This window comes from Spirosoma lituiforme, assembly GCF_054776635.1.
On the sequence record NZ_BAAHBO010000014.1, the window covers coordinates 14,707 to 39,051 of the forward strand.

A 24,345-nucleotide genomic window follows, 5' to 3' on the forward strand; every position below is an offset into this window, starting at 1 on the left:
TTAACTACTCATGACTGAAATCCAGATGTTGATCAACCAGACCGCTGATGCCTACCAGTGGACTAATAAGCTAGTTGAGGCTCTGCCCCTTGATAAGTGGAAGATTATTCCGCCCACTGTCGAATCCAGTATAGATTGGCAAGTTGGGCATTTGATTATCAGTCAGTATTTCCATTCTATACTGGTGATTCGAGGCCACCAAATGGAGATTCTCCAACAGCTTCCTATCCGAGAATATAGTGAGTTGTTCACCCTATCTGGTCCTGCCCAATCAGTAGGCAAAGTAGCGTCAGCTAAATTAGGCGCTGACTTACTGGTTATGCAACAAAAGTCGTTGGCGATCCTAGCGACGCTGCACGTTTCGGAATTGGCTAATCCGTTAGAGCCAAACCCTACTCCTCATCCAATCGCCACGACAAAACGGGAGGCCATTGATTGGAACATCAAGCACACCATGTACCACTGTGGCCAGATTGGGCTCATTAAGCGCGTAGTGGATAAGCGCCATGATTTCGGTCTACGATTTGCCAAATAACCGAAGTGTCACGGTTCACCGTTATAGCCTTGGCCATTTTCATACTAATTGTTTCTTCTCACGGGGGAGCGTTTTTCAAGAATAATGGCAACCTTATTTTTGATATATGCCTATCTCTATCTCAGTCGGTGGCATGCCAATACCACTACAGTTATGTTGATTTGGCTAACTGAATTAAAGAAGGCTCATCGTTGAGCTCAAATAGACGTATCATCAATTGCTGATGACCTCGAATAGTATGGGTGGTCAACGATAGTCGCCTAGCAATGATATCGACAGGCTGATCGCTGGCGATCAATCCTAAAATTTCCTTCTGTCGGCTGGATAATTGAGCAAGATCAGAATGCATGTCCATCGAGTTTACAATCCGAATATACGATTTTAGAATCATAGAAATCGCTTGACGTCGAGGGGAAACATAACTGTTTCATGAATGAGCGTTTTCTTGAGAATAGCTGATTCGTGAGACTATTCGCTTCGTAACGACTTGACCGGGTCAATCAAGGCGGCCCGAATACTCTGAAAACTTACCGTCAATAGCGCAATACCCACAGCCAGCAAGCCCGCCAGCATGAAGACAACCCAGGAAAGATCTATACGATAGGCAAAGTCAGCCAACCAGCGATACATAACATAGTAGGCCAGTGGTGAAGCTAGTAGGATGGCTACGAAAACCAATTTAAGAAAATCTCCGGCTAACAGGGCCACAACACTGCTTACTGACGCGCCGAGTACTTTGCGAATACTGATTTCCTTTCTGCGCTGGACGACCACGTAGGATACTAAGCCATACAACCCCAGGCACCCAATCAAAATGACCAGTATCGTGAAGGCGTTGACTAGTCGCACAATTAGCATCTCGGTCTTATACATGTTGGCTACTTCATCGTTCAAAAACTGGTAGGTGAATACCTCATCGGGGAACACTTCCTGCCAACTCTTCTCAAGTTGATCGAGCGTCTGCGTCATATTGTGTCCGGCAATACGAACCCCCGCTTTGCGGTACCATTCTGGCCAGCAGGCAATGACGCACGGGCTGATTTCATCGCGCATTGATTTTTGATAAAAATCTTTCACGACACCTACAATGGGTAACGGCACATGAGAGAGATAATGCAACATCGGTTTACCCAAGATTTGTTTAGGGTCATGGTAGCCAAGTTTGCGCATTAGTGTCTCGTTGATAACGTAGTCGCGGATGGTATCGCCCGGCGTAATATTACGCCCGGCTAGCAAGTGCAATCCGTATGTACTCAGATAGTCGGCATCGGCCAGACGGTCGCGGATCGGAAATTTCTCCCAATCGGGTCTGCCATTGAATTTCACTTGTCCACCGTACATGGCTGGGGTAACTGGGGGTACCACAGACAAACTAACGGATTGTACCCCTGCATAGGCCAGTAGCTTTTGTTTAAAGGCGTCATGCCGGGCTTTCTGGTTGTAAGGCAGGTCCACAATGACTACATTATCTTTAGTGAAACCGGGATCGGCCTGTTGCATGTAGTGAGTCTGCCGAGTCACGACGAGCGCGCAGAGTAATAAGACCTGACAGACTGTAAACTGCGCTACGACCAGCACCCGGCGCAAGGTCAGCCCACCGCCGGATGTTGTTTTAAGAGAACCCGTCAGGGCAGCCCAGGGTGAACACTTCGATAGTATAATAGCCGGATAACCACCCGCCAGCAGCAGAATCCCGCCAGCTAACAACCCAACGAATCCCACCGTTACCCCATCGAAGCGCAGCTGGAGCGGGAGTTGTACCCAATCCGTGAATAAGGGTAGAAGCAGCAAGGTAAGTAATAAGCCTAAGCTCGTGGCTAGCCCCACGACTAGTGCGGTTTCAGCTAGAAACTGCCGAATAAGTTGACCCCGCGAACTGCCCAGCGTTTTGCGTATGCCGATTTCTTTACTGCGTCGGAATGCTTGTACGGTCGATAAATTGATAAAGTTGATGCAGGCCACTACCACTAACAGCAGGCCGATAATTCCCAGCGACCATAGTAACGGTAACCGGATGGTATGGGCAGGATCACGAAGTACATCGGTGTGCAGGTCAGCGAAGGGCTGAATAATAAAGTGAAAAAAGTGGGCGGCCTTGCCGTAGTACTTTTTTCGAAAGGCAGGCATGGCCCGTTGTAGCTCAGCCAGTGCTGATGGATCTTTCAGGCGAGCGTATACCCGGTTCGTACTGTTGGGTACGTACCAGTCGTCGGCCATGCGCTTGTCGATGCCCATTGCGTAAGCGGTAGGCAGCGAAACCAACATTTGCACAAGGGTATCCGTCGGGCCGGGTGCGTCAGCGATTACACCTACTACAGTTGTTACAACGTTGTTTTGAAGGGTGATCTGTTTAGATAAACAGGTCACCGTACCAAAATACCGCTTCGCCCAAGATTCGGTCAGCACCACCTGATTCGGTGCCTTCAGCGCGATTTTGGGGTTCCCGGCCAGCCAAGTGTAGGTCAGCACATCAAGCCATTCAGATTCGACGAAAACGATGCCATCATGTTCTATGAAGCGTGTTAGTGGTGCACCAGCAGTTCGTTGAAAACTGACGTTAATGTCAGGATAATTCAGCATAAAAGCCGCTTGTTCAACCTGTGGATAGCTGGCTCGTAACGTTTTTGCCAACGGCGGGGGAGCTCCCGCGCTCGGTTCTACCGTGCCGTCCTCCAGATGGAGGTCGGTGCTGAATCGAACCAGTCGGTCGAAGTTAGCCTGGTGTCGGTCGGTGCTGAGATGGTAGCGGAGAAACAGAAAAATCAGAAGTCCACCCGCTAGCCCAACGCTTAGGCCCAGCACATTGAGCAGCGTATACGTCCTTTGTGACCACAAATTACGAACCGCGACCGTAAAGTAGTTTTGAAGCATAAAGTAGGATGAATTAAGATGCAGGTAAATTAGACATTTTCACGATGTACCAGTTAAGCGTTGACATCATTTACCGAATTCATCTCTTAAATGACTTTTGCGTATCCCATTGCCCTAGCTTCGCCAGTTAAAGACTCTACTGGAGGTAGGAAAGTTGGTGTTTCAATTAACGCCCATTTTCTGAAGCAGATACATGAATGTTCTAATCGTATCAAACGGGAGTATTTCATGAAACCCTGCTTAAACTGGCTAATTAGCCGAGTTGTGGCCCCAAATTTGTCTTTACGCCAAATGGCATATATATTCGTGTCAAATAGCACTTATTATGGAGTTAGTTATTGAAACAGGTAGAGCGGATAGCGGCTTTGGTTTAGTCGAGCAGGCCCGCGCTGGTCTTAGTCGGCATAAGGCCGACGAGGTCGCTCAGTTGATTGGCCTAACCGACAAAGAGATGGCCCCTATCCTTAATCTCTCTGAGCGTACCCTGCACCGACTACGCCCCGAGGTACGGCTCGACAGCAATGCCTCTGAGCGGCTCCTGTTGCTGGAAGCCCTGATTCGCCATGGCCTGGACGTGTTCGATGAGCGAGCTGATGTGTTGAGCCGCTGGTTACGAGTGCCCCTGGCCGAACTTCACCGGCAAACCCCACTGGCTTTATTAGACACGCTGGTTGGCTTTGGAATGGTCCATACCGTGCTGGGCCGGATTGAGCACGGCATCTACGCTTAACGTCAGCGATGAGCTATACCGTTTATCGCTTGATTAAAGAGCGGTTTCTAAGCACGCCCTTGTCAGCAGAAGGCGCCCGTTTACATAGTGGCCGCTGGCATCCCGCTGGCCGGGGTATCCTCTACACCTCAGCCAGCCCCGAGTTGGCCTTGCTCGAACAACTCGTTCACTTGCCAACGCTGCCTTATGAGGATCTACCCCGGCTGATGCTATTAACGCTATCCGTTCCAGATAGTCGGCGAGTGCTCAGCCTGGAAGAGCTACCAGTTAATTGGCGCGATGAAGCTAGCTTTACGGACAATCACCGTTTTATGGCTAACTGGCTAGCCAACCCTGATGTGCTGATTATGGGTGTACTCTCGGCCGTAGTCGCCGAATCCTACAACTACCTCTTACATCCAGCTCATGGGTTGTTTACTGACATTGATGTTGTCAGCGCCAAGCCTTTTCCTGTTGATCCTCGGCTCTGGCGCACCTCGTAACGCCGTAGGATTATTGAAGCTGTCTATTTATGAACGTTTCTTCGTCTCTAATGGGAGCGTTTTTTCGAGTATAAGTAAAAGTGAATTATTTTGTAAGTTCTGCGGCTTTGCCTTACTTGTTAATTGTATTTTTCCAAGCCAAGTTGCATAGTAATTGTTATTTTAAGGAACTTTTTCAAGAAAACACTCCCAAAACAAGCCAATAAAACAGGAGAAAATAGGCCCGATTGTCAGTTGGAACGGGAGAAAGAAAGCTCGGTAGTATGGGAATGATATAGCTGTAAATTAGGGAGACTAATTCCCAGTTACTAAAAATAGCGTCGTAGACTCCGATCATTAATCTAGATTTACGTACTCGACCACTAAAGTCAAACTTAGTCCATTTACTACCGGCCACTCTTTACAATAATGAGAAATACGCTGCTCCCTTTTTTGATCATGGTATCGTCTTTTTGGGCGGTATCGTGCCAGAAGAATGAATCTGATATTGACCCCCGTGACCAGTACACGGGTATATACGTTTTCTCGGGATCTCAGAGTCTAACCTCCATCAATACAAAGTCTAATCTAGGCACACTGACTGTCTCTACTGTAAAAAGTGGAAAGGTGGTGATTAGTAAGGATGCAGACGTTAAACAAATTAAAATCAGTTTGTTAGACTATCCGGATTTAATTGCGGTCTTGGAATCAAACACGTTTACTATACCTCCTCAAAATATCTTGGACAAGACGACTACTGGCTATACTTACTATAAAAGCTATGGTGGTAATGGCTCCTGACGTCCCCCCAGAAAAGCGTTCCAGTATAAAGTAGAGAAAATCGGGCGATTTGGATTAACTTAAATCAAACAAATCGTCATGAAGAAAACCAAGTTCACTGAAGCACAAATCGTGTTTGCTCTCAAACAATCTGAGACTGGAGTGGCCGTAGCTGAAGTATGCCGTAAAATGGGCATTAGCGAGGCTACCTTTTACAATTGGAAGAAGAAATATGGCGGATTAGGTGTTGCCGAATTGCACCGATTACGCCAGTTGGAAGAGGAAAACCGTCAGCTCAAACAGCTAGTGGCCGACCTAAGCCTGGACAAACAAATGCTTCAGGATGTGCTCAAAAAAAAGCTTTGAGGCCAGTTCAGCGAAGAAAACTGGCCTCAAGTTTAATGGAAAACTATCGCGTTTCAGCCCGTCGTGCCTGCGCTGTGATTCAATTCCGTCGATCCTCCTTGCAGTATAAGTCTCGTCGTCGAGATGACTCCGTGATCCGGAAACGAATCAAAGAAATTGCCCAGGTAAGGGTTCGGTACGGTTATCAGCGGATTTATATGCTGTTGCGCCGGGAAGGCTGGCGCGATAACCACAAAAGGGTATATAGGGTGTATTGTGAAGAAGGATTGCATCTTAGAAGCAAGCGTCCCCGTCGTAATCGAGCCGCTGCCCACCGGTTAGAGCGCCCTCAACTCTCTAGTATTCATCAGTGCTGGAGCATGGATTTTGTGGCTGACCAGCTTTTTGATGGACGAAAAATCCGGGCGTTAACTATAGTCGATAATTATAGCGGCCGCCGCTGCGGTCGCCAATGCATAGCCATTCATGTCGGTCAATCGTTGAAAGGGGAAGATGTAGTAGCAGTGATGAATCAGCAAAAAGTGATACATTTAGCTATGCCCGAGCGGATTCAAGTAGACAATGGCAGTGAGTTTATCTCGAAAGCTCTCGATTTGTGGGCTTATGACAACGGGGTAACGTTAGACTTTTCCAGACCCGGTAAGCCAACTGATAACCCGTTTATTGAGTCGTTCAATGGCAGTTTTCGGGACGAGTGCTTGAACGCTCACTGGTTCTTGTCGTTGGAAGATGCTCGTGAAAAAATCGAGGCTTGGCGTCAAGAATATAATTCCTTTCGACCGCACAGTTCGCTCGGCGGGCGAACACCAGATGAGGCCGGAATGGGCATCGAAAGAAGAACAAATGAACGTCCGATCCTTAATCTTTGACCGGTACGCTTTTCGGGAGGACCTCAGGGTAAGCAATGCCTCTTAGGCAACGTAAAGGCAATATAGAGAAAGACGCTGTGCAAGGGGGCAGATCTTTACTGATTAACAACCTAATTGGTGAAATTTTTTTTAGATGAAAGTATCCATACAAGGAAAAGGAAGTTTACTGAATTTTAAACTGTACTTATTCACAGTTATTTCAAAATCATAATAATCAGCACATTGCGCAAATCGAGTCGATAAAGCCAACCTTATTTCCCAACGAACCCCGTCAGAAGAAACAGTTGTGCAAATACACCCTCGCGGCTAGGTATATAGCGATTGTAGGCCAATTGATGCCCCTTGTTGGACCACACGATCCCCCCCACAGGACGGGTCTCGCCTGAAGAACGTTTTGTAAGCCGGTAATACTGACCGGTACTTATGTCCGTGATAAAGACGCTGTTGTCGGCGGCATAAGCGATATACTGGTCGTTGGGGCTAAAGTTGAATTGAGACTGCACCGAATAAGGCTGATAGGTCAATTGTACGGGATTGCCCCCCGTAGGCGGTATGCCAAATACCTGTACAAGCCCCTGATTATCGTTGGCTAAAAAGCCGATCAATGATCCATTGTGTGTAGTGCGTAACCAATGACGAGGTCCCTGTACCCCTTGTTTCGTGTAGGTGAGTCGCCGTTGAACCGTTCCCAAGGGTGGATAAGGCCGTGTGGCGGACGTACCTTCCAGGGGGCAGTTCGGTATTGCCTGTGTTAGGTCATCGGGCAGGTCAACCACAAATAGTTCAGTTTTTACGATATTCGCTTCCGTTCGCACCTGACCCTGAAAGGCAATCGCTCTTTTTTGCCAGGTGCCGTCCCTCTTTTGATAACCGTCCCGGCCAATCCAGCATTCGTCGAAGGCGCGATCAATCTGGTCACTAGCAGGTAGTGGCGTCTCGATTACCTGGGTTACGATTACGGAGAAAAAAGCCCCCGAGTGATTCTCACCCGAATCCGATTCGTGAACGCTCACCTCACCAAAAGGTGCCATAACGCCAATGACACGTAAATCCTTCACCGACGTATCAGCTTTACCAAGCTGTTCAAGTACGTAATCATTATACGTAAAACTGATCCACTGTCCATCCCCGCTCCAACTGTGAGCATGCGTACCGCCCCGAAGTGCTCCAGCCGTATATGGATAGGCAATGTGACGGGCATCCATATAAACTGGCTGATGGGGCGCTTCCAGATCAATACAGACACCCGTTCGACGCGTAAAGCCATACGGATTCGCCTGCGTTGCGTTTTTAAGCCCATGCATAAATAATACCCGGTTTGAGACGGGAGAAAACGTGGCCGCACCGACGCCGGGGCCAAATTCGGTCTGATTGGTCGTCTTGTATAAAGGGCGAATTTTTTGGCTACGGACGTTAATCATTTCTACGGATGCCGTTCCTGCTATATCATCTTCCTGTCGCCGGGTATCGTAGACAATCCATTCGTCAGTTGGCGAAAATACCTGCGTATGATGGATGGTATGGCCCTGGTTACCATTTGTCAATTGTTGTTCAATGCCGATCATACTACACTAAAATGCCTCTTTCAGTCGAATGGTCAATGATTCTTACTGGCAGTAGTTATCGTTGGGCGCTCGTTCAGCCAGGCTAGATTGAATTGGTAATGTAAACTACTGCTCAGTAGATGAATGATATTGTCGGGCGTTTGCGTGATGGCCAGATACCCTTTGGGCTCCGCATGGGTTTGATCCATTTCGAAGGCACCCGTCCAGGCTCCTCCATTCAGATACCGTTCTTTACCATCGGTCAGCAGTTTGACCACAGGCCAGGTTTTTCCCTCATCGAACGATACCGCAGCATACATCCCGTACCCTTTATACTGCTTTCCATCCGACAATTTAAACGGCATACCCGCCAATTTTTCGGATCGTTCATCCGGATGATGCGTGAACGAGACCAGCAGCAGGGCACCTTCGTTAAGTCGGGTAAGCACCAGCCTTTGACCACTCCAGACTGGCGGGAAGGGTGAGGGTGAATAGGTCCAGGTTTTCCCCATATCGGTCGAGCGGCTCATGGGCATCCGCAGGTCTGAGCTGTCAGCGGCCTTGATGTCATTCTTCCGGCCCAGCGCCAGCAACTCACCGTTCTTAAGCTGCACAACACCCGCATGGATGCCAGCAATCAGGCCTCCCGTTTCCCCGGCTCCAAAATTGGGGGTTTCCGTTCCCATATAGGGATTCGTCCAGGTCTTTCCCTGGTCTTTGCTGATATGAATGGCTGTACCACCTGAAGGGCCGGGGTCCGCATCGGCTGGCTGAATCAACCAGCCTTCTTTGGTCTGGCTCAGGCCGGCAATGACCTGGTTGCGTTTGGTATGTTCCGGGCTAACCAAACGCGGAGTTGTCCAGCTTGCCCCGTTGTCGCTACTGGTACGTAGCACCATAGCCAAGTCCTGCCAGTCGCCGTCAGTTTCCACGCCATTCATGTGAAAGAGCGTCCCTTTTCCATCGTATAAGAGCGAGGCCCCCGTCATGTTTCGATCCGGCACTTTAAAAAATTCGGCTGGTTCGTCCCAGCGGGTAGCGCCCGCTCGAAGGCGACTGGTCAGGACGGTCATTTCCCGACCGCTTTCTTCATCGGTCGAAAACCAGATAGTCAATAAATCGCCGTTGGGACACCAGGTGACGGCGGGTTGATGGTTATGACTGTAAAATGGAACGGGGTGCGTACAGTCGGGCTTATTGACGTACCGCTGCGGTTCCCGAAAGATTGGACTGGTGGCGTCCACTGGCTTCCAGTTGAAGCGTTGCTGGGAAACAGGGCTTGCATAGGCTGGTGGTTTAGCCGTTGGTAAGGGTCTGGAAGTGGGCGGTGGCGCCTGAACGACCCGGAAGCCCACTAACCAGTTTTTATCATCGGGGATCATAGCCGACCGGTTGGCGGACCGCAAAAAAGAAACGGGCGTTCCAAAGCTCCCTCCCCTACTAATCCGGTACAGACCGGCAGCCCGACCGACCGGGTCCGTAGCAGGCCCCGGTCCATACGGTCCGTACCAGTCCAAGCACAACTCCTCGACATTGCCATGCATGTCGTAAAGACCCCAGGGATTAGCTGGTGTTTGAGCAACTTTCAGGGAGACAACGGCCGTGTTGCGATTCGTCAATTGATTTTTATGATAGAGTTTTGGCAACGAACTCCCCGTCCAAAAATCAGAAACGGTACCGGCCCGGCAAGCGTATTCCCACTCCGCTTCGGTCGGTAATCGGTAGGGTCTCCCTTCTTTTTTGGTTAACCAATCGCAGAAGGCGGTAGCTTCCTGATACGAAACGTAGACAACGGCTTCATCATCCTGCGTTGAAAAGCCATTTTTCCCTCTTAGTTTTTTGTGAGCTTCATCGAAGGCTTCGTACTGGGCATTGGTTACTTCGGTGGCCGACATCAAAAAGGGTTTTGACAAGCTTATCCGGTGAACCGGACTTTCGTCATAATCCTTACCTTCCCGCTCTGAGCCCATGTAAAATTTACCGGCCTGCAAGGGGATAAGTTGCATACCGATCGAGTTTTTTTCCTGAGCCCAACTCGTAACGAATGGCCAGTGAAATAGTAGTAATACGATTAGCCTTGCGCTCATAATAGTAAAGAGAAGCCAGCCCTGGCTGATTGATGATCAAGTCCGATAGGGCTGGCTTTTTTCATTGTTTGATGCGTGAATGAATCAATAACCAGGATTCTGGGTCAGTTTGGCACTAAAATTAGCGTCGATGGCCGACTGAGGAATGGGATAGAGTTCATGGAAATCCTGAATCGTACTCCGCACATCCGACCGCGTCTGGTACTTACGGGTACGTTCAACGAGCTTGCCCATTCGGCTGAGCGTCCGACGACGGGGCTCTTCGGTAATTAACTCCCGCGCCCGTTCATCCAGAATGTAGTCAATCGTTACGTCGCCAGCCGCCACGGGCTTAGCCTTCGCCCGGTTCCGTACAGCATTGATATCGGCAGCAGCGGACGTCAGGTTATTCTTACGAACATAGGCTTCTGCCCGCAGCAGATATGTCTCGGCTAATCGGTAGACGATAAAATCTTTACCCGTTCTTCCGGACGTATTCGCTCCGTTGAACGGCTTCCCTTCCAGTTTGCGCAGGTAGGGATAAACGTTCCGCATGGTATCTTCGTTGGCCGTGCGTTTCTCTACCAGCTTGCCGAAGTACGTCGATGCCGGGTTGTTGTAGTAGAATTTGCGCCGGATGTTATACACCGAATTGCGAATGTCGTTATCGAAGTTATCCTTCCAGAGATCATAAAAAAAGAATGTAGTCGGCCGGCTATAGGCAACACCCCGTCCAAGACTGTCCGATACAATCATACCCGTTCCCCCTGCCGGGTCTTTCAGATTCGGCAGGAATGGAACCCAGCCGCGAATGGTATTATTCCCATTATTTGTACCCGCTCCGCCCGGCGTCAGATTTTCGTACTGCCAGACGTAAATGGACTCCAGATTTCCGGTGCTTCGGTTCTGATTGCCTTCCGCAAACAAATCGGCATACACATCGCCGGGTTGATCTTTCCGGCTGCCGAATCGGCTGGTCATCAGTTGGTACGTTCCGGAGCTGATCAGGCGGGTTGAGCTTTCGATGGCTTTGTCATAATCGCCCAGGTTTATATACACCTCCGTCAACAGGTGATCGGCTGCGCCTTTGACAATTCGCCCCTCACTCGATTTAGCTACCGTAACGGGCAGGTACTGCGTGGCAAATTCCAGATCCGCTTTGGCAAATTCATACACTTCTTTCCGGCTGGCCCGTACAAAATCGGTTTTTGGGTTTTGGTACGTAACATCCACAATCGGTACACCCCCGTACAGATTGGCCAGCAAATTGTAGGTATACCCCCGGAAGAAACGGGCCTCGGCTATGATGGCGTTGCGATCGGCATCGCTGGCAAACACGCTTTGTAGCGCTGGCTTATTGGCGTATTCGATAACGGTATTGGCCCGCAGGATCATTTTGGTATACCCCCAGTTCCAGAAACTACTGGCCGTAGCGGCAGTAGGCGTCAGAAAGGTGGTATAGTTGCGAAAATTAACCGTTTGCTCCTGACCCGTTGTGCCAATATCCGTGCCCAGATACATGTCGTAAAAACTACCCAAATCTTCCTGCGACAGTTCATCCCGAGCGGCCTGATGCAGAGCAGTAATGTAATTGTCAAAGCCGGTCCTTGTGCTGAGAACAACGTCTGAACTCAGCGAAGCCAGCGGAACTTCATCTAAAAACTGGTCCTTGCAGGAGCCAGACAAAAGGATCATCGCGCATAAGCTGACCAGCTTGCCGATTGATCGGAGGGGTATATTGGAGTGTCGAATTTTCATTGTGATAAATCCACCAGAAATGGTTGTTTTTCAGTAGGATATGGATTAAAAGCCCAAGTTCAGACCCAACGTGTAGGACCGGGGCATCGGGTAAAAGGAAGCCTTGGTTGTACCGCCACTTTCAGGATCAGTACCCGGCCAGTCGGTGAAGGTGTACAGGTTCTTCGCGCTCAGGAAAACCCGCAGATTGGTAGCGTGAACTTTGCTGACCAGCTTACTGGGGAAGTTATACGCCAGTGATACGTCCTGAATGCGGACAAAATTCCGGCTCACGTAGTAGTTGTGACCCTGCGGATTGGTGTATACCAGCGATGGCCGGGTGTTGGACTTATTATCAGCGGTCCACCAACCTGCATCGATTTGGTTCAGCGCCCGGCCCGGTGAGTTCTCGCTACGTGTCGAGTTGGGATCGAGCAGGATAAAATCCGAAATCCAGCCTTGCATCGCATTCACAAAAACGGAGAGTGATAGATTACCGTAGGAGAAATTATTGGTAATCCCCCAGCGAATTTTGGGCTGCCCGCCCTGACCGATGATCGTCCGGTCGTTGGTCGCATCCAGTTTACCATCACCATTCAAATCTTTGAGCCGGACAAACCCCGGTTGAGACCCGGCTGGAATTTGATCCCCCTGCTGATAAATACCATCGAAGACGTAGTCGTAATAGACCGTAATGGGTTGGCCAATGAACCACCGGTTCGCTAAGTCGTCATCCTCTTTGCCGTCACCATTCGTGTCGGACTGATACAGGTGAACGATTTTATTTTTATTGGCCGACAGGACGATGTTACTGCTCCACTCGAAGTTCTTTTTGCGCAGATTGACCGTGTTAAGGGTCAATTCAATCCCCTTGTTATTGGTCGCCCCTAAATTCGTCAGGACGCTGGTATAGCCCGTCAACGTGGGCAATGACCGCTGAACGATCAGGTTCTTGGTGTCACTGTTGTATACTTCAATGGTGCCCCCGAGTCGCCCTTTGAATAAACTGAAATCAACGGCAGCGTTGGTCGTGTAGGTCGTTTCCCATTTCAGATCTGCATTGGCCATTGACGCGGGAAAAATACCGACCGAAGTTGGACCGCTATCCCCAAACACGTATTGCGTTATACCCGACAGGCTAAGCGATTGGTAAGGCTGAATGGCCTGATTGCCGACAGCCCCGTAGGAAAGACGAAATTTAAGTAAATCCACGTAGGACGCCTTACGCATGAACGACTCATCCGAAACAATCCAGGCCAGGGCTGCTGAGGGGAACGTAGCGTACTTATTATTGGCGGCAAATACAGAACTGGCATCCCGGCGGGCCGTCAGAGTGAACAGGTAACGATCTTTGAAGCGGTAGTTCAACCGAGCCATCGAGGAGATCCCGTCGATCATCGAAGCCGTTGAGGTCGTTGTCTGTGTACTCCCCAGGGTCAGGCTGTTCCAGCCGAGCGCATCCGAACTTAACTGGTTGGCATTGGCTGTAGTTGACTCGGATTGCTGGTGATTTCGGCCGTAAAGAAGCGTCAGGTCGAGGCCGTGATTTTTGTTGATCTGCTTATTGTACGTAACGATGTTTTCGAGCACCCAGTCGAAACTTTCCTGATTGTATTTATTGGCACTGGTCGTGTTATTGGTCAACCGGCGATCCTGACGAACGAAATTATAGACATGGTTCCACCGGTAGTTTGGCGAGTAATTGACCCGGTACGAAAGCCCTTTGACGAAGGGCACGTTGACTAATCCGTAAAAATTGCTGAACAAGTTATTATAGATCTCTTCATTTTTTGTCAGTAGAGCGGCCCGGATGGGCTGACCGGATACCTGATCTTCAGGCACGGTATACTGCGTAGGCTCGCCGTCCGGGTACGTCCAGGTACCGAAAGGACTACTGTAATAAATGCTGGCTACGTCTGCTTCCCGGCCCGACAGGTCACGACGGACGAACGTAGCGTTCATGCCTACGGATAACCAGTTCGTAACCTGATTTTCGATGTTGGCCCGCAGGGTAATCCGTTTTTGGTCATCCTGCAGGATCACGCCTTTTTCGTTGGTGAACGCGGCCGATAAATAGTAGTTGGTGGCTTCGTTTCTACCCGACAGACTTAAATCATACGATCCGATCCGGCCGGGTTGCGAGGCCGCTTTCCAGGGGTCAATGATGTTCCCCGCCTTGTAGTTGGCGGCTTCGGTTGTGGTCAGATAACTAGCCACGTTAGCCGGGTCCGACGGTAAACCGCTTTGCGTGCGGTAATCCAGCGTTTTTTGCAGATACCGCTCGGGACTCAGTAATTTGACCGTACGGCCAAGCTCCGAAACACCACTGAAGGCATTGACGCGAATAGTCGGTTTGCGGGTTGTTCCCCGTTTCGAGGTAATCAGAATGACTCCGTTGGCGGCCCGTGAGCCATAAATAGCCGCAGCACTGGCATCTTTAAGGACTTCCATCGATTCGATGTCGTTCGGATTAATATCGGCCAGACTGCCATTGAAGAAAATACCATCCAGAACAATCAGCGGATCATTACCGCCCCCTAACGACCGGGGACCTCTGATCAGGATGGAGCCGTTTTGACCGGGACGGCCACTGTCGGTAAACTGCACACCGGCTACCCGGCCCCGCAAAGACTGCGTTACGTTCGTGTTAGGCAGATTTTCGGTTTGTTTCATGTCGACTTTGGCTACCGAACCCGTCACATTACGCCGGGACTGTGAGCCATAACCAATCACAACGACCTCGCCCAGCGTTCGCGAATCCGATTCCAGGATCACGTTGATCGACGTTTGATTACCTACGATAACCTCCTGAGCCCCAAAGCCAACCGAACTGAACACCAGTACGTCGGTCGTTGAATTGACCGCGATGGAATAATTGCCGTTCACATCGGTAGTGGTTCCTTTCTGGGTACCTTTCAGGACCACGTTGACGCCAGGTACACCATCTCCTTTTTCTTTATCCGTTACCCGTCCCTGAACGGTGATGTCAACGGCAGGCCAACCGCCAGCCGGATGCAGGCGCAACTGTTCATTGGGAAAGGCCATCGCCGACAGAATACCGGTACCAAGCCCAACTACTGTGAGTAACAGGGTAAATAGTCGTTTTTTCATAGGAATAGTTAACGTAAATCCAGAATAAGACATCGTGAAACGGGATCAGAACCGGAACAGTTTTTCACTCCGTGAGGGCCAGACACGAGTACTAAATTTGTACAATGATCCTCTGTGGAGCGACTAGGCCGCTCGACTGCTGGCCAAACTTTTCACAGAAAAGCGGAAGTAGCGCGGTAAATTTTGAATGTTTCACAGAATTAATTTAATTCTACGTAAAATTAAACTGGAGGCCCCATTTAACTTTTGATAAATTATATCAATTAAGTGTACAAATTTATCATGATTAGACGTTGACCGGTTGTTTGGTGAGGGAACATCCAACCGGCAGGCTTTATTCGGCTGGTGCGTACCTGGAAAATCACTTGAGTAGCATCCTTTCTGCCTAAAAAATCAACGGGCTAACTACACTGATGGCCCGTTGATTTTTTTAAGTACTTATACTGGAAACAGATTGACCCGGAAATTTTTTGCAAACCTCCTGAATTAAAAATCACACAACTGATGGTAAGTTGTTTACACGGGAAGGCCGTAAAACCAGGTGGCGATGCATAAGTGTCAGGTATAGCTATATCTGACACTTATGCATCGCGTTTGTCAACCGACCTAATTTGACTAACAACTGGTCGATACCACTACGCAGATTGTCTGTGAGCGGGTCGACCTGGCGACGGGTATACAGGGAAATCGGTAAGCCCCGTTGTTGTAGGGTGTACTTGGCGATCGTGGGGTAAGCCGAATGAACCAGATCCATACAGTCTACTAAAAATTGCTGAACTTCATCAACTTCCGCTTGTAGGTTAGGATCATTGACGTGGTTGCACAACCAGACCAACAGTTCTGGAAAAATATTCCCCTGGATGCAAGATAAACCAGCCGCACCGGCCCGCAAAGAGGATACGGCGTTGACCATATAGGCATCGTATAGACCGAAATTATAGCCCTGGGCAACTGCCAGCCGATTTTTCACCTCTTCTTCATCAAGACTCGTGTCTTTGTGGTAGATCAACCGGCCAGTCGGCAACAATTGGGCCAGGATATCCGCCGTAATCAACCGTTTATAAGGAACGGGGCATTCATATAACCCAAGCGGTACGCCGGGGGTCATGTCCATCAGTGCACTCATGCGATCTAAGAAGATCTGATCGCTATCCTGGGGAGTAACCAGCTGACCAGTGATAATAATAACCGCCTGTATACCGGTGTCGTATATACGTTTGATAAATTCAGCCTGTTGGTTGAGTGCACCCCCAAACGTTCCGGTAGCGACAACGGGTATGTTGCTACCGGCCTGTTGAACAACCTGCCTGGTCGTGGCCAGCCGTTCGTCATCCGTTAGTTCGTACATTTCACTCGAGAGGCAGTTGGCGAATAAACCAGCGGCTCCCGCATTCAGGTAATAATCCGTTAGCCGATGTAACCCGGAATAATCGACGGCTCCGGTATCCGAGAAAGGCGTTAGCATAACCGGAATAAGTCCGTAAGGCAGAGGTTGCGTGGAATTTACTAGTTCGGACATAGCACGTAAATAGTTAAAAATAATGGACCTATTGTATTAAGCTTTTTTTCGTGACTCAGTGCGGTCGACAGGGTATTCTAACACCCCGTCTTTAGCGGATCGCCGGGTCAGAAGCAGCCCCGTCAGAAAAATCGTCAGGGTACCGACAACCATAATCATATTCTGGTGAAACGGGCTTCGAAGTGATGCCAACTGATCAGGCATAAATTGTGAAAACGTCATCCAGAGAATGACCAGAAGCCCAATTAGGGTCGCCGTGAGTGCCTCTGGCCCTTTCGTGGAACGGGAGATGATGCCCAGTAAAAACAGGCCAAGCATACCACTGGCGAATATACCGGATAAAAGCCACCAGACATCCAGTACGCTCTTAACGCCAATCATAGCGATGCCGGTCGTCATACCCAACAAGCCAAACACGGTGGTTGCTCCGTACAGGATTTTTAACGATTGCCTGGACGTAACGCTTGGTTTAATGTACCGCTGATAGATGTCAACCAGAAAAATGGTCGCTGACGCATTCATGCTGGAGCTGATCGTGCTCATGGCAGCCGCCATGATGGCGGCAATGATGAGCCCCAGTAAGCCCGTCGGAACCTGATGAACCATAAAGTGAGGCATGACCTTATCCCCAACGTCAGAAGCTGTCAGGGTCCGGGCTAAGCGGGTGATGGCTTCGGGAGCCTGGTTGGGCAGGCGTTCGCTGGCAACCTGATAGCGAACTTCGTTCATTAGCTCAGGGTGAATCTGATAATACGTGTAAAGACAGCTGCCTAGTATGAAAAAGACCAGGGATATGGGCACATACAGGTATACGCAAAGCCAGATCGAGCGAGCTGCATCTTTAACGGATGTCGTGGTATGATACCGTTGAACATAATTCTGGTCCATCCCAAAGTTATTCAGATTGATAAAAAAACCGTACAGCAGTACTACCCAGAATGTGGAGGTCGTAAAGTCAGGAGCAAAACTTCCCAGGCTAAATTTATCGTGGGCGGCCCCCATCGACATAATGCGTGATATGCCCCCGTCGATATGCGTAACTACTAAATAAAGGATAATTAAAGCGCCAGCCGTCTTGATAACGCCCTGGGCTACCTCTGTCCAGATAACGGCTTCCATACCCCCTAAAACCGTGTAAATAATGATGCAAATACCGACCACGATCATAATGGATGTCATGGAATAACTCGTCAGCGCCTGTAGACTAAGCGCAATACCGAAAAAGATTGACCCCATCCGGGCCAGTTGCGTAAGCAGGAAGCAAACCACAGCATAGGTACGGGCCCACGCGCCGAAGCGTTTCTCAAGATGTGAATACGCCGACACTTCGCCGGTACTGCGGTAAAAAGGAACAAAATACGTCGCAGCGAACCAGGCAGCAAAAGGCATCGACAAACTAAATACAAAAGCGTTCCAATTACTACCGAAGGCTTTACCCGGTACACCCAAAAAGGTGTTACTGCTTAAGAAGGTGGCGTACAGCGACATACCGATGGCCCACCCCGGAATTTTTCCCGAAGCCGTCGTGAACTGATCCGCGTTTTTGTTCTTTCGGGAGAAATAAACGCCAACCAGCACCATACTAATCAGGTACAGCAGGATAATCGATACGTCGGCAATAGGAAGCGATTTCATGAAGATTAGCGGGTTAAGTATTTACCACATTGCCACAGAAAGGCGTAGTCGGCAGCCTGGTTCGATTTATCAGGCAGAGTCACGACCCCGGTGGTCAACACGACCACAAAAATGGACCTGTATGCCCAGTTCGGTGAGGGCAGCCGCTTTGATTCGGCAGGCCTGATGGACGTCCTGATCCGCAGGCACATAGACAACCTGAATATGATTGGCTTTATGACGGGCCATCATTTGATCGCGGGAAACTCCATTCAGAACGGCATGCATAATGGGCCATTGAGGAGTAGTTTCCTGCCAGCGTCGCCGGGTTTCAGGCTCGGGCAATTCGACGGCCTGCCCGGTTCCTATATCACAATGCAATTGATCGTTCAGAATGTATATTCGGCTCCAGACCAGCAGACCGGGCTTACTGACACCTTTCAGTGTACCGCCCCCCATTTTAAAGTACATGGCAGGCTGTCGTTCACTACTGGCTCCCTCGTAACCACCCCGTAGGTGAGCCGCAGGAACAGCACCGGAGATCAAAAATACCCAGACGAATTGCTCTTTATCACCTACTGTATACGCTTCACCCCACCGCAAGTCATGTAAGGTATTCTCGGCGGGCCATCCCAGTTCTCGCCAGAGCTGATAGGTTACCAAGCCATCAATCCCAGCGCATTCATCCACTTCATTAAAATGCGGTAGCGCTTCGCCTGGAAAGAGTTCGTTTCCTTCGGGAGAGAAGGCAGGTGGACGATCTTGATTATTTAGTAGACCTTCGACCAGATCACTGGCCGGTGTCAAATCGTTTAGGCCCTGTTGATACTGAATGCCAACTGTGTCACAACTAAACTCATCGGCTAACCGTAAAGCGGCAATGTACATTTTGCATTGCGACAGCGTCTGCGGCCTGGTCAGTTCACTAGCTTCGTTAGTTCCCCAACTAAAGTGCATTCCCTTGTCTACTAACCAATTCAGCACCGCCTGGGCTTCCGGCTCCGTCACCTGTTGCATAGCTGCGTACAACGTAGACTGACTTAACCGCTCCTTGAAAATACCGATTTTATGCAGTAAATGGTCGGGTACGATGGCGTTATACATACCCATGCAACCCTCATCGAAAACGCCCATAATCGCTTTCTTACGACGAAACTGACGAGCGAACTCCTTACCCTTCTGTTCATCGATCGAAGGAATTTTCAGCAAGTTGAACGACTGAACGTGGCTTTGATCGTGTTTAATGAGGCCTGTATGAAGCCAATCCCTTAGTCCTGCTTCAAAAAAGGAATCATCGAACGATTGGCTCCACAACGTACTATAGGGTATGTCAGCTTTAGTTAACGAACCATTTAGATTTAGCATACCGACTAGCCCAGGCCATAACCCACTCCAATTGGCGACCGTTAAAATTGGCCCCTGGTGCGTGCTTAGCCCAGCCAGCACATGGTGACTGTATTGCCACACGCTTTCGGCAACAATAACCGGAACTCGGGGATTTATTTTGTTAAACACGTCGATTCCCATCTTCTGCGAATCGATAAAGCCATGTTTTTTCAGAGGATTAAACGCATGGGCGCGCCGAACGGTCCAGCCCTGCTTTCTCACGGCTTCCACGAGCCTAGCTTCCATGCGCTGCTGCTCATCCCAGCAGCTTTGATTGGCAGCTATTCGTAAATCACCACTAGCGACAAGCCAAACAACGGGTACTTCAGAATGGGTATCCATGAGAGACAGGAAATAACTTATAGGAATAAGCAGTGGTAAGAAAATCAGACCAAAACGCTATTAGTTTGTATTATTCTCCACCAGAACACCTACAGTTGCACTATGGTAGAGAATTATTTAATTTTACCAGCAAAACTACGCGATAAAAAAAAGTATTCACTCTTGCCAATTCGCCAAACAGTGTACGAATTTACCATATCCATTCGCCACTCATGAAACCTCACTTTCACAAAGTGCCGGTCAGTTCACCGGATTCTTTCCGTATTTCGCACGACGTGCGGGCCAACTTTGGCACGATCTGGCACTATCATCCCGAGTTGGAGCTTCATTACGTCGTACGAGGGGAGGGCGTACGGTTTGTCGGCGACAATGTGAGTAATTTTTCGGCAGGGGAAATACTCTTACTCGGTGAAAATCTACCGCATACCTGGCGGTGTAACCAGGAGTATTTTCAGGAACGAACCGATTTACAAGTAGAAGCGATTCTGATTCAATTCCGCACGGATTGTCTGGGGCGGGACTTCCTGAATTTGGACGAAGTGCATGCGATACGCCTATTATATGAGCGGGCACGGCAGGGGCTATTAATCTACGGCGAAACGAATCAAAAATTAGCCAAACTGATGCGTTCAGCCGTTACAGCTAACCCATTTCAACGGCTGATAACACTATTGTCTATCCTGGATGTGATCGCCCAGTCGAACGAAATGGAGACTATTACGTCAGCCAAAGCCTTTTATCAGTCGAACGAAATGGAAACGGTTCGGCTCAATAATATTTGTAACTATACGCTGGCGAATTATGCGCAGCCGATAACGCTTGACGAAATAGCCTCTATAGCTAATTTAAGCGTTACCTCATTCTGCCGGTATTTTAAGCTGATGACTCACAAAACCTACCACGACTTTTTAAACGAGGTACGGATCAGTCATGCCAGCAGATCTTTGATTGAAAATAAGATGAGTACAGAAGAGATTTGTTTCGAGAGCGGTTTTAACAACCTTTCCAACTTCTATCGAAATTTTAAGCGAATCAAGGGCGTTACTCCCCTCAACTATAAAAGCCGGTTTGTTTAGTAAATTCATTTCTGACGGAGGTGGACTTTTAATAAACATTGGACACACAGTTTAACATGATCTTACTGTCCAGTAAAAGGTTGCAAGTCCGCTATCAGTAAGCTTTTCTAATCCGGGCTATAGCTAAGCAAGCGGTATTTGAACACGTGGGGATTTGATAGGCCGCCGTTGTTGTACAATCGGCAACGAAGGCATTCAGCACTGGCTTATCTTTCCCGTTCTGACTACTATAATGGGCAATTTCAACATGTTGCTTAAAGATTTATTCCGTTCCACGTCGGCGGGAACAACGTCCAGTGTTTGGTTGCAAGTATAGGTAGATATAAACACTGGGTACAAATTGATAGCCGCCAGGCTTATACGGTAAAATAATTGTTTTAACAATACAGTATTGCCTCGTTTCCTTCAGGCAAGAAACAGCTCGCTTATCCCTCATCAAGTTTCTGTTGTAAGTGTCGTCGCGCTTTCTTTACTAATCTAATCTATTCTATTTACATCCGTACAGCCCCCCACTCTACTGGCCATTTTCTTCTAGTAAAAGAGTAATTAATGGTATTTTTGGGGTATGTAGTACCCTATCAGTGAATGTGAGTTTGAGTTAATCTAGCCCTTCTCCCTCATTTTTTAATTCCTGTTCAAGATCTTCAATGGAGGGCAGTTGGGATTTCAATGCCTCAGGTACCGCTCTCGTTAATTCATAATCGGCGACACTTAGGGGATTGGTAATTCCAGCCAGGGCATACTCGGCCAACGCTTGGTTTTTGCCTTTGCATAATAGTAAACCAATCGTTGGGTTATCCTCTTTGGTACGAAGATAATCGTTGACCACATTCACGTAGAAGTTAATCTGACCAGCGTCCCCCGGTTCAAAGTCTCGGGCTTTTAGTTCGATCACAACGTAAGCGAATATGATAAAACAACAAATCGATGTAGTACTCCCCATTCCCTACTCTTAAGGGATATTGGCGACCCACAAAGGCAAAGCCTTGGCCTAATTCAAGCAGAAACTTGCTCACCTGCTGAACTAACTGGCTTTCCACGTCGCGCTCTTTAGCTTTGGCAGTGGCTACCACAAAGTCGAATACATAAGGAACTTTCAATAGCTGAGTGGCCAGATCAGACTGAGGTTTAGCCAGGGTATGCTCAAAATTGGTCAGTTTGGGTGTCCTTACCTGACGCCTGTACAAATCTATTTCAATTTGATGGCGAAGTACGTTTCGTCCCCAAATTCCTGTTAATGTCTGTTCGATATACCAAATTCGTTGCGCTGGATCTTTAACTTTATCGAGCAAAATAATATGGTGTGACCAGGTGATTTTGGACAATACTGAGCGCAAGAATAGTTGCTCAACGTTTTCTGCATTGTCTAAAATGGGAGCTATATCAATGGCCTCCTGAGATGATTCAGGTAATTTTGCAACACCCTGTTGCAAAATTAAGGGCAGGTTAGCCATCACAAATTTCTTCATGTAGCCCAAGTTACGGGTTGAAAAGCCCTCAGCCCCCGGAAACGCCTGGCGAATGTCAGCCGAAAGGCGATCAATTATTTTGGCTCCCCAGCCTTGTTGCTGTTGAAAAAACACGATTAAACTACCCACATGCCAATAGGACAGTAAGAGTTGTTGGTTGGCGGATGTGGCTACTTTAACCTGAGCTTGTTGAATCTGTTGTTTAACCCGTTGAAGTAGTTCTGGGTATTGCTTAAACTCTTCCATTACGAAATTTAACGATGATCAGGCTGCTAATCTGACTGGATAGAGATCAGCGACCCTTACGAGAATTACCCCTCTAGGAGAACACCCTCTGAATTAAAGTACGGGCCTGCTAGAGATGGTATCCTATTTTGCCAAGATATTCGGATCTTAGGCAGGTACAACCAAAGGTAACAGTTGATACTCATCTTAAGAACTCATTTTATTAATGTTGCTTTCTTCAGTTTGTTGCGTCAATAGCCAGACAACCAACTTGTTTTAAGACGTAACCAATATTGGCTTATTTGTATAAATTAGTTCATTTGCAATCGTTCACAAAAAGGCCAATTGCCAACATTAACTGAACTTGTCGTATTCAGGGATTAAAACCGTTCAGAAAAACGTCTGGTACATTTTCCGGACAAGACACGTTGATGATTAATTGTACAAATAATAAGTCACCCTTACCTTTCGTCCTTCATCGACGTTATACCATGAAAAGCCTTGCCAGCTGGTTACTCCCCATTTTACTGTTCCTCTCGACGAGCCAGTTCACCCAAACCTACGCCTGGAACCGGGCAACCCATATGGTGACGGGGGCCATCGCCTACCGCGAGCTGCAAACTACGTCGCCACAGATAACCGCCCGTCTCGTCGCTATCCTGCGTCAGCATCCGGAGTTTCAACAGCGGTGGGCCAGCAAACTCAATGACCCGGCTTTGTCGGACGATGACCGCAACCAGTACCTGTTCATGCTGGCGGCCCGCTGGTCCGACGATGTGCGGGGTAACGCCTACGATCATCCAACCTGGCACTACATCAACTATATCTATGCACCCGAGCAGGGAATGGCCCGAACTGACACCACGTTGGCCACTGGCGAAAACATCCTGCTGGCCTTTGAGCAGAACCGGCTGATTCTGCGCAGCAACGCCCCCGACAGTGTCAAAGCCATTGCCCTGTGCTGGTTGTTTCACCTGACCGGCGATGTGCACCAGCCCCTGCATGCGAGTGCGCTGGTCGACAAGCAGTTTCCTGAAGGCGATCGGGGCGGTAATCTCTTTAAGATTAAGGTCATGATGAGCAGCCAGACGATTAACCTGCACTCGTTCTGGGATGGGATGCTGCTGGGAGCCGACGATTTCCAGTCCGTGCGAAATCTGGCGGTTCAGATTCGGCAGTCGGACCCCCGTAACCAGCTGCCGCCGTTTGGCAACCGGACAATTACCGATTGGTCGAAAGAGAGCTTTCAACTTGCTCAGGACAACGCCTACCGGAGCAACACGCTTCAACCGGGTAGCGATCAGGAGGGGGCTGTGCTACCGGCTGACTACGTGGCCACGGTGAAACCCATTGCCCAGCGTCAGGTGGCATTGGCGGGTTACCGGCTGGCTGATGACCTGATCGCTGATTTAGGAAAGTAGGGTAAGGGGAAAAGTACGGCATGGGTATGCCGTTGCGAGCCCTGCTAATTCACTGTCAGCTACAGAGATATTGTAAGTAGCCATCGCACGAATAGAGCGTGGCTGTTGCACAACTCTACCTAGGGATTTAAGTGGCCTTTTCTGTATCTTGAGGTATGCAAGGCAGAAAAGAATATCTTGAAAAGCAAATCACTTGTTTTCAGCTGTCCAGCCGTGTCCCTAA

Annotated in this window: 15 protein-coding genes and 1 pseudogene; 6 read left to right on the plus strand and 10 right to left on the minus strand. The window is 48.9% G+C overall.

Going from position 1 to position 24,345, the window contains the following annotated elements:
• Positions 1-10: 10 nt before the first annotated feature.
• A complete protein-coding gene (locus ACYU87_RS26355; RefSeq protein ID WP_461136997.1) occupies positions 11-535 on the plus strand; it encodes a DinB family protein in 525 nt (174 codons plus the stop codon).
• Positions 536-686: 151 nt separating this feature from the next.
• On the opposite strand, the gene ACYU87_RS26360 is transcribed toward ACYU87_RS26355, so the two are convergent.
• Positions 687-884: a LuxR C-terminal-related transcriptional regulator gene (locus ACYU87_RS26360; protein ID WP_461136998.1), complete on the minus strand. Its 198-nt coding sequence runs from the start codon at positions 882-884 to the stop codon at positions 687-689.
• Positions 885-1,003: 119 nt separating this feature from the next.
• Positions 1,004-3,406: an ABC transporter permease gene (locus tag ACYU87_RS26365; protein WP_461136999.1), complete on the minus strand. Its 2,403-nt coding sequence runs from the start codon at positions 3,404-3,406 to the stop codon at positions 1,004-1,006.
• Between the two features lie 325 nt (positions 3,407-3,731).
• Between ACYU87_RS26365 and parS the strand changes: the two genes are divergently transcribed.
• The 3 genes from parS (at position 3,732) to ACYU87_RS26380 (ending at position 6,612) form a co-directional block, all read left to right on the plus strand.
• A complete protein-coding gene (gene parS, locus ACYU87_RS26370) occupies positions 3,732-4,136 on the plus strand; it encodes a type II RES/Xre toxin-antitoxin system antitoxin (protein WP_461137000.1) in 405 nt (134 codons plus the stop codon).
• An 8-nt stretch (positions 4,137-4,144) separates the two neighbouring features.
• On the plus strand, positions 4,145-4,618 hold the full coding sequence (locus ACYU87_RS26375; RefSeq protein WP_461137001.1) for an RES family NAD+ phosphorylase: 474 nt from the start codon (positions 4,145-4,147) through the stop codon (positions 4,616-4,618).
• Positions 4,619-5,476: 858 nt separating this feature from the next.
• A protein-coding gene (locus ACYU87_RS26380; RefSeq protein WP_461137002.1) for an IS3 family transposase occupies positions 5,477-6,612 on the plus strand; the annotation gives its coding sequence in 2 pieces (ribosomal slippage) (positions 5,477-5,738 and positions 5,738-6,612; 1,137 coding nt in all).
• A gap of 251 nt (positions 6,613-6,863) precedes the next feature.
• Here ACYU87_RS26380 and ACYU87_RS26385 read toward each other — a convergent pair.
• From ACYU87_RS26385 to ACYU87_RS26415, 7 genes are all read right to left on the minus strand, one after another.
• The gene (locus tag ACYU87_RS26385; protein ID WP_461137003.1) at positions 6,864-8,177 is read right to left on the minus strand and encodes a DUF3748 domain-containing protein; all 1,314 of its coding nucleotides are present in this window, start codon (positions 8,175-8,177) and stop codon (positions 6,864-6,866) included.
• 32 nt (positions 8,178-8,209) lie between these two features.
• Positions 8,210-10,162, minus strand: a complete 1,953-nt coding sequence (locus tag ACYU87_RS26390) for an SUMF1/EgtB/PvdO family nonheme iron enzyme (protein WP_461137004.1) — start codon at positions 10,160-10,162, stop codon at positions 8,210-8,212.
• Positions 10,163-10,327: 165 nt separating this feature from the next.
• The gene (locus tag ACYU87_RS26395; protein WP_461137005.1) at positions 10,328-11,980 is read right to left on the minus strand and encodes a RagB/SusD family nutrient uptake outer membrane protein; all 1,653 of its coding nucleotides are present in this window, start codon (positions 11,978-11,980) and stop codon (positions 10,328-10,330) included.
• 45 nt (positions 11,981-12,025) lie between these two features.
• Complete coding sequence (locus ACYU87_RS26400; RefSeq protein ID WP_461137006.1) at positions 12,026-15,070, minus strand: SusC/RagA family TonB-linked outer membrane protein; 3,045 nt, start codon at positions 15,068-15,070, stop codon at positions 12,026-12,028.
• A gap of 568 nt (positions 15,071-15,638) precedes the next feature.
• Positions 15,639-16,589, minus strand: a complete 951-nt coding sequence (locus ACYU87_RS26405; RefSeq protein ID WP_461137007.1) for a dihydrodipicolinate synthase family protein — start codon at positions 16,587-16,589, stop codon at positions 15,639-15,641.
• 36 nt (positions 16,590-16,625) lie between these two features.
• Positions 16,626-18,224: a sodium:solute symporter family protein gene (locus ACYU87_RS26410; protein WP_461137008.1), complete on the minus strand. Its 1,599-nt coding sequence runs from the start codon at positions 18,222-18,224 to the stop codon at positions 16,626-16,628.
• A gap of 69 nt (positions 18,225-18,293) precedes the next feature.
• Entirely contained in the window at positions 18,294-19,931 is a 1,638-nt protein-coding gene (locus ACYU87_RS26415; protein WP_461137009.1) for a fucose isomerase, read from the minus strand.
• Positions 19,932-20,143: 212 nt separating this feature from the next.
• Between ACYU87_RS26415 and ACYU87_RS26420 the strand changes: the two genes are divergently transcribed.
• Positions 20,144-21,007 carry an AraC family transcriptional regulator gene (locus ACYU87_RS26420; protein ID WP_461137010.1) on the plus strand — a complete coding sequence of 288 codons (864 nt, stop codon included), beginning with the start codon at positions 20,144-20,146 and terminating at the stop codon, positions 21,005-21,007.
• 598 nt (positions 21,008-21,605) lie between these two features.
• On the opposite strand, the pseudogene ACYU87_RS26425 reads toward ACYU87_RS26420, so the two are convergent.
• A pseudogene (locus ACYU87_RS26425) lies at positions 21,606-22,722 on the minus strand (PDDEXK nuclease domain-containing protein).
• Between the two features lie 470 nt (positions 22,723-23,192).
• Between ACYU87_RS26425 and ACYU87_RS26430 the strand changes: the two are divergent.
• Complete coding sequence (locus tag ACYU87_RS26430) at positions 23,193-24,122, plus strand: S1/P1 nuclease (protein ID WP_461137011.1); 930 nt, start codon at positions 23,193-23,195, stop codon at positions 24,120-24,122.
• Positions 24,123-24,345: the final 223 nt, after the last annotated feature.